The organism is Arthrobacter sp. JCM 19049 (assembly GCF_001310435.1).
On sequence record NZ_BAXF01000096.1, the window covers coordinates 1 to 6,597 of the forward strand.

10 protein-coding genes and 1 pseudogene are annotated in these 6,597 nt (G+C 62.4%); 7 read left to right on the forward strand and 4 right to left on the reverse strand.

Translation table 11 applies throughout. The features are described 5' to 3' along the window. Positions 1-308 (reverse strand): LysR substrate-binding domain-containing protein (locus JCM19049_RS23240; RefSeq protein WP_374700251.1); only part of this gene is annotated, 308 nt, incomplete at its 3' end. Beyond that, positions 305-688, reverse strand: a complete 384-nt coding sequence (locus JCM19049_RS23245; RefSeq protein WP_374700250.1) for a LysR family transcriptional regulator — start codon at positions 686-688, stop codon at positions 305-307. The genes JCM19049_RS23245 and JCM19049_RS23240, both read right to left, overlap by 4 nt. A gap of 109 nt (positions 689-797) precedes the next feature. Between JCM19049_RS23245 and JCM19049_RS06570 the strand changes: the two are divergent. Next, positions 798-1,717, forward strand: a pseudogene (locus JCM19049_RS06570) (YeiH family protein). 124 nt (positions 1,718-1,841) lie between these two features. Continuing rightward, positions 1,842-2,549, forward strand: coding sequence for a thioredoxin domain-containing protein (locus JCM19049_RS06575; protein WP_279402606.1), 708 nt, complete (start codon positions 1,842-1,844; stop codon positions 2,547-2,549). Positions 2,550-2,660: 111 nt separating this feature from the next. Here the strand turns inward: JCM19049_RS06575 and JCM19049_RS06580 are convergent, their stop codons facing one another. Together JCM19049_RS06580 and JCM19049_RS06585 are read right to left on the reverse strand one after the other, a co-directional pair. Beyond that, positions 2,661-3,134, reverse strand: a complete 474-nt coding sequence (locus tag JCM19049_RS06580) for a hypothetical protein (protein WP_279402607.1) — start codon at positions 3,132-3,134, stop codon at positions 2,661-2,663. A 388-nt stretch (positions 3,135-3,522) separates the two neighbouring features. Next, complete coding sequence (locus tag JCM19049_RS06585) at positions 3,523-3,690, reverse strand: hypothetical protein (protein ID WP_279402608.1); 168 nt, start codon at positions 3,688-3,690, stop codon at positions 3,523-3,525. Between the two features lie 27 nt (positions 3,691-3,717). Between JCM19049_RS06585 and JCM19049_RS19055 the strand changes: the two genes are divergently transcribed. The 5 genes from JCM19049_RS19055 to JCM19049_RS06600 all read left to right on the forward strand — a co-directional run bounded on the left by JCM19049_RS19055 (position 3,718) and on the right by JCM19049_RS06600 (position 6,406). Continuing rightward, complete coding sequence (locus JCM19049_RS19055; protein ID WP_279402609.1) at positions 3,718-3,891, forward strand: sugar nucleotide-binding protein; 174 nt, start codon at positions 3,718-3,720, stop codon at positions 3,889-3,891. 403 nt (positions 3,892-4,294) lie between these two features. Further along, positions 4,295-4,990: a hypothetical protein gene (locus tag JCM19049_RS06590; RefSeq protein WP_279402610.1), complete on the forward strand. Its 696-nt coding sequence runs from the start codon at positions 4,295-4,297 to the stop codon at positions 4,988-4,990. Beyond that, positions 4,990-5,415, forward strand: coding sequence for a hypothetical protein (locus JCM19049_RS06595; protein ID WP_054821183.1), 426 nt, complete (start codon positions 4,990-4,992; stop codon positions 5,413-5,415). Before JCM19049_RS06590 ends, JCM19049_RS06595 begins: the two co-directional genes overlap by 1 nt. Before the next feature lie 101 nt (positions 5,416-5,516). Then, positions 5,517-5,657, forward strand: a complete 141-nt coding sequence (locus JCM19049_RS19060; protein ID WP_279402611.1) for a hypothetical protein — start codon at positions 5,517-5,519, stop codon at positions 5,655-5,657. After that, positions 5,654-6,406, forward strand: coding sequence for a hypothetical protein (locus JCM19049_RS06600; protein ID WP_054821184.1), 753 nt, complete (start codon positions 5,654-5,656; stop codon positions 6,404-6,406). Before JCM19049_RS19060 ends, JCM19049_RS06600 begins: the two co-directional genes overlap by 4 nt. Positions 6,407-6,597: the final 191 nt, after the last annotated feature.

Here is a 6,597-nt window from a genome sequence, read left to right on the forward strand (position 1 = left end):
GTTCCGGAACCGGATTCGCGCAGCACCAGCGGTGTCGCGGCCAGCTCCACCAGGCTCACCGGCGTGCTGCGCTCGGCCCACGGGTGGTGGGGGCCGACCACGATCCGCAAGGCGTCCTGCTGGACGAGCAGTGTGTTCAGCTGCTGGGGCAGGTGCGGTGTCTCCACGAAACCCAACTGCAGCGCACCTTGCTGGACCTGCTGCAGGATTTCCTCCGAGTTGCCCACCTTCACGTCCACGCGCACCCGCGGAACGAGCGTGCGCAAACGTGAGAGCCAGGCGGGCAGCAGGGTTTCGGCGATGGTCATGCTCGCTCCCACCCGCAGTTCCTCCACCTGGTGCCCAACGCCGCTCTGTTCCCAGTCGCTGAAGCGTTGGGCGGCATCCAGCAGGATGCGTGCCTGTTCGGCCAGCTGGACCCCGACTTCGGTGGGCGCCGAACCGCGCGGGGTGCGGTGCAGCAGGGACGTCTTGAGCTTGATTCCAAAAGGGCCACGGCCCGGCTGGCATTGGGTTGGGCCATCCCCACCTTCCGGGCCCCGGCGCCGAGGCTTCCGGAATTCACCACGGCCACGAAGAGTACCAGGACATCTAAATCGGGCCAAGAATTACTCATATCAGGAGTATATGTCCTGATGTCAAAGTGCCGTCTACTGGGTTCGGCCCCGTGTTGAAACCATGGAAACATGGCAATTCAAACAGATCAGGTCAAACAGCCTGCGACCCACAAGGCCACAGGAATCATTCGCCCATACCTGCCGGGACTGCTGCTGTGCGCGGTCGCCGTAGTCATCTCCATGGGCATCAACAAGCTGCTGCCGGGCGTCAGTGCGCTGATCGTAGCGATCGTGTTGGGCATTACGCTCACCAACGTCATCCGGCTTCCCGAAAGCACCATGCCCGGCATCACCTTCGCCTCCAAGAAGCTGCTGCGCCTGGGCATTGTCTTCCTGGGATTGCAGCTGGTGCTCTCGGACATCATCTCGCTGGGGGCACCGATGCTGCTGGTGGTCGTATGCATCGTCGGCGGTGGGATCTTCTCCACCCTGCTGATTGGCCGGCTGATGAAGATGCGCGCCGCCCAGGTGCTGCTGATCGCCTGCGGCTTCTCCATCTGCGGCGCCGCGGCGGTGGCCGGAGTGGAAGGGGTCACCGACTCGGATGAGGAAGATGTGGTTACCGCGGTGGCCTGGTGGTCATCTTCGGCACCCTGATGATCCCGGCGGTGCCCTTCCTGGGCCAGCTGCTGGGCATGAGCCCGGAACTGAACGGCATGTGGGCCGGAGCCTCGATCCACGAAATCGCCCAGGTGGTCGCCGCCGGCGGAATCATCGGCGGGGGAGCGCTGGCCGCAGCGGTCATCGCCAAGCTGGCCCGCATCCTGATGCTCGCCCCCGTGGTGGCGGTGCTCAGCGTACGCCAGCGGCGCCGCGGCAACCTGAACCCGGAAGCCAAGCGCCCACCGATCGTGCCGCTGTTCATCATCGGCTTCCTGGCCATGATCCTCATCCGCTCCTTCTGCAACCTTCCGCAGGGAGTCATCGACGCCGGTTCCATGATCCAAACCGCGCTGCTCTCGGCGGCCATGTTCGGCCTGGGGTGCGGGGTGAAGATCCGCAACCTGATGAACGTGGGCATTCGGCCCTTTATCCTGGCCGCTATCTCCACCCTCATCGTGGCCGGCATCGCCTACACCGGAATCATCCTGGTCCACTAACCACGGAATCAAACAACCAACCCCACGAAAGCGCAGCACATTCGTTGCTGCGCTTGAAGTGCATCCGCACCGCGCCGAGCCGCACCTCCATCACCTCCACGTCAGACCCTGCACCGGAAAGAACATGAACCGAGATCCCCGTACCCCACTGATTGCCATGGCCCTGCTCAGCACCCTCCTGCTCGGAGCCTGCTCCAGTGGGGCCATCCCGGCCAACCACACGACGCCCAGCCCTGAAGCCAGCGCCGAAAGCAGCGAAGCCGCGCGCACACCGGCGGCTCCCTCGGCTGAGGTCGCCCGGCTGCTCGCACCGCAGGATGCCCGCACCATCAGCGCGCCGAAAGCAGCAGCCGGCACGCTGGTGCTCTTCACCGATTACCAGTGCCCGTTTTGTGCTGGGATGGATTCTCTAGTGCGCCAAGCCAAGGACGACTACGGAGATGAGCTGCGCATCATCATTCGCAACTTCCCGCTGCCCATCCATGAGAACGCACCAGCGGCGGCCCGCGCGGTGGAAGCGGCCGCGGAACAAGGTGCACTGGAGAAGATGTCGGAAACCGTCTTTGAGCATCAAGATCAATGGAGCCAGAGCACTTCGGTGGACGAACAGTTCCTGGCCTATGCAGGGGACCTGGGCCTGGACACCGAGAAGTTCCTGCGCGACTACAAATCCGAAGCGATAGCGGAACGGGTGGAGCACGATTCCCAGGACGCCATGGAGTTGGGCCTACAGGGAACTCCCACCCTGATTTTGCAAGACACCGTGCTGGCCGTTGATGTATCCAACTACGAGACACTCTCCGCACCGCTTGATGACTTCCTGAACCGCTAGCATCGGTGACGGCTCGGCATGCACCACCGCAGACGAGACAGGGGCTGCCATCCACCAGCACATCTGGTGAATGGCAGCCCCTGCCAGCTGCATCATGATGCCCCGGTTAGGCTACCGCTTATACCTTGGAGGCGCGATAGCCAGCCTTCCGGGCATCAGCAGCGGTCTTGAAGCACTCTTCTGGCTTGGTGCTCTTGTAGAAACGCTGACCCGGAACGTGGTACTTCCATTCCTTGTTGCTGCCGGTGCGATTGCCCTTGACCGGGAACCTGCCGGGCAGTTGATGGTCTTGCCGTTCATCTTCACCACGGTCTTCTTCACGGCGGCCTTCTTCACCACCAGCTGCTGCTTCTTGCTCACCGTGGAAGTCTTGCCCTTGTACTGGTACTTCACGGCGGTGGTGACTTCGTAGGTGCCCGCTGCCAGTGCGACCGACTTCTTGTTCTTGGCGATCGTCTTCTTGCCCTTTTTGACCGTCAAGACTGCCGACTTGATCTTGACGTTCTTCGCCTTCTTGTAGCTTGGCTTCACGGTGGCCTTGGTATTGCCCTTGACCGTCTTGGTGCCGATCTTGTTGATCGTCACTGCCGGGGCCTTCTTGGCAGCGGCAACGCTGACGACGCTGTGCGTGACGGTCGGCTGTTGCGCAGTGGCCGCCGTGGTTCCTGAGAATGCCAGTGCCAGTGCGGCGCCCATTGCCACAACGCCACGGAAGAATTTATTCATTTGTTCCTCGCAAGGTATGAGTGATCAATGCGTGATCCAGTGATCCGCATGAGCGAAAGTCTATTGGCCCTTGTCCGCAAAATCACAAATGCGATGGATAAATGACTGAAGTTGGATGAGAGCGGCTGTTCCGTACCGTGGGAGGGGGAACGCAACCACTGCGAAACCGGGAGGAACCAAGCCCTATTGAACACCCGCGTCGACGGGCGAGTTGCTGTTGAAGTCTCACTCGTTAGCGATAGGGTCCTCAAAGCTGTGCTCCAGCAAGCCAATGAGGTAATCCCCCGTATCCGCTCTTGCCCAGGGACTCCTCCAGGGTGAGCAACTCGGAGTTGCCGATGTAGCCTTGGCGCCAGGCGACCTCCTCGGGAACTCCTACTTTCAGTCCCTGGCGTGCTTCGATGAAATCCTTCATCTGATCAGTGGCGATTGCGAACCTGGCGTGTATCACCTGCAGGGTGGGGGAGAGGCGGCCAGCTGGTACGACGTGGCGTGCCGAGTCTTCGAACTTTCGGGGAATGATCCGAGCCGGGTCGGCAGAACCAGCACCCGGAAATACGCGCAGGGCCGGGAAGACTTCGCGCCACGGCCCACCCGCAGCACCTTCAACATTTGACAAGCTGAGGTCCACTGGATTTGATCCGGAAGACCAGTGGGTGTCACTAGCCAAGTTCATGGGTGTCAGGGCCGGAACGGCAGACAGGACCTGATCGTTTCCCGGGTTTACCCGTAATCAAGTGGTTCTCGAGTATTGAGCTTTCGTCTCCGATCCTCTCCAAAACCTCAACGAAATCGCTGCACGGAGAACCGCGAAAGCGCGGTCTTTGTACAAGTCAAGGAGGAATGTTGGCGAGCGATGTTTTGGGGAAGTGGCAAATAGCGCCGGAATCGCGGTGAACTTGAGGTTTTGAACGGCTGAACATTTGGCTGAGCCTGAGGGCAACTTTCGTAATTTCTGCCTCCTCAAGCTCTAGGATAAACATCAATGTGGATCTGGTTTTGCATCGGATCCGCTGTTTTTGGGGGAAAACGAACCGAATGGGGACGGTTTGAAAATGGAATACTCGAGCCCAATTGGGGAAAATGGCACTCGAAATTCACGCCTACCGAACGGGGTAGGCACCGGCGTGACACCTAAGCTGAACCGTGTGGTACAGCAAATCCACGCCACGCTCGTGAACAACGAAACGAGCGGTGTGGTGATTGTCGGTCCATCCGGCAGCGGTCGACGCTCAGCATTTGATGAAGCCTTCACCCGCCTGGGCGGTGGAGCACGACTGGTCAAGCTCAACGGCAGCAGCTTTGGAACTCAGGTGCCGCGCGGAGTGCTCTCATTCCTGCTGGCCCAGCTGGAACCGGAACAGAGCGCCACGCGTCACACACTTATTCACGGACTGGCCGACTTGCTGTGCCACGATGGCAATCCCTCGGTGGTGCTGCTGGGGCGCGCGGACCTGGTGGACGAGGAATCGGCCTCGCTGATCGCCCAGCTGGCATCGATGCGCAAAATCAAACTGGCGGTACACTGCGCGCAGATCCGTGAACTGCCGCGCGACCTGCTGGCTCTGTACCGCTCCGGGCAGCTCGGCCACGTCACGGTACGGCGCATGGACGTCACCGACGCACGCTATGTGCTCACCGGCGCCTGGGCGCAAGAGTTTCCGCATTTGCCGCCGCCACACTGCACTACCTGGCCGACAGCAACCGCACGCTGATGCTCCAGCTGGCCCGCACCTGGGCATCCGACGGCCAACTCGTCCAGCGCAACGGCGTATGGGTGCTGGTCTCGGCACGGATCCACGGTGGGCCGGCCCTGAGCGCATTATCCAGCTCTATGATTTCCGGCCTGCAACCCAGGGAACGGGATCTGCTCTCCGCCTTGGCATTGGGTGGCCCAGTCCCGTTGGAAACGGTTCACAAGGCCGAACTGGTCCGGGAAGTGGACGCACTGTTCGCAGCCGGACACATCCGCCACGATGCCCGGCGTGTGGGGCAGGTGGCCATTGGCATGCCGCTGCTCACCCTGCTGCTGCGTCACGAACTGCAGGATCAGTCCAATGAGGCGTACGCCACTTGCTGCAGGGGCTGCACATCGATGCCGGAGCCGCCCAAGCCTGACCGGTTTGCGGGCACTGGTTGACGTTGGACAGTACGAGGAGCTGGTCCGTGCCGGTGAAAGCTTCGCAATTCACGGCTACCAGCGCGGGGTGGCTGCGTGATCCTGCAACACGGGTGCGGATCTTGAACCTGCACGTCAAGGCGCTCCTGTTGCTGGGTCGCGAACAGGATGCCGGAACACTGCTTCAGGAGGCGACCGGAAGCCTGAAAGGCGCCATGCAGCGGGGCCAGGACGCCGCCTGGGGCGGGCGGCCCAGGAATTGAAGCTGCTCGGTGCCCGCCTGGCTCCCGGTGAGCAGATCGATTCGGAGCACAACCCGCTGGGACAACTTCCCACGGGATCAACGAGCTGGAAGACCGAATCGCTGCACTTGCGCGCCGCCGTGGCCCAGGTGTTCCAATGGGCGGCGGGGACCCGGCAGGCCGACGCGTTGGCGGCGATCCGCCAGATCAGCCGGGAACTGCAGATCCTGCAATTCAATGGCCACCTGGCCGACACGATCTGCCATGAGGAAGCGGCGGAACTTGAAGCGCAGCTGCTGCACGCCGAATTGCTGGCTGGCAGCTGGAAGAGCGCCATGCTGCGTGCCTCCCAGCTGAACCGCGGCAAGTACTCGAACCCACGGATCACCGCCTTCGCCGAGTCGGTGCGCGGGATCCTGCTGTGCCTGGCAGGGGAGGCCGAAAAGGCGCTGCCCATCCTGCAGCCCTGCCTGGAACAGCTCTCACACGGGGCGCCGGGCTTTGAACGTGCAGCGGTGGAAGCGGCCACCACCTACGCGATGATGTCCCTGGGCCGGCAGGAGGAAGGCACCGAGCTGCTCTCCCGCGGACTGGGCAGCAGCCGACCGCAGCCTTCCCTGGGGTTCTTTGCCTGGACCGCGGAGATCTTTGCCTCCCTGGCGGTGGCCCGCATGGACTCCCCGGCATCAGCCACACCCGGCTCGAGCGTTTGCCGAGCTGGCCGCCAAGGCGGGGGCCAAGTCATTGGAGATGCACACCGCGGCCTTTGAGCTGCGGTTGGGCAGGCACACGGCGCTTGACCGGCTGCAAAGCTGCAGCGCCGCGTGCCAGGGGAGATGGCTGCCGGACTCTTTGCGCTGGCAGGTGCGGTCAGGGCCGAGGACTCTGCCGGCATCGCAGCGGCGTTGAGCCAGGTGGCCCAGGCCGGGAACGTGTTGATGGCGACCGCCAGCGACAATGC

Coding starts and splice junctions, on each gene's coding strand:
- JCM19049_RS06595 (WP_054821183.1), top strand. CDS start 4,990: ATGCTCCAGCTGGCCCGCACCTGGGCATCCGACGGCCAACTCGTCCAG.
- JCM19049_RS23245 (WP_374700250.1), bottom strand. CDS start 688: ATGTTTCCATGGTTTCAACACGGGGCCGAACCCAGTAGACGGCACTTT.
- JCM19049_RS06585 (WP_279402608.1), bottom strand. CDS start 3,690: ATGAAGGATTTCATCGAAGCACGCCAGGGACTGAAAGTAGGAGTTCCC.
- JCM19049_RS06575 (WP_279402606.1), top strand. CDS start 1,842: ATGAACCGAGATCCCCGTACCCCACTGATTGCCATGGCCCTGCTCAGC.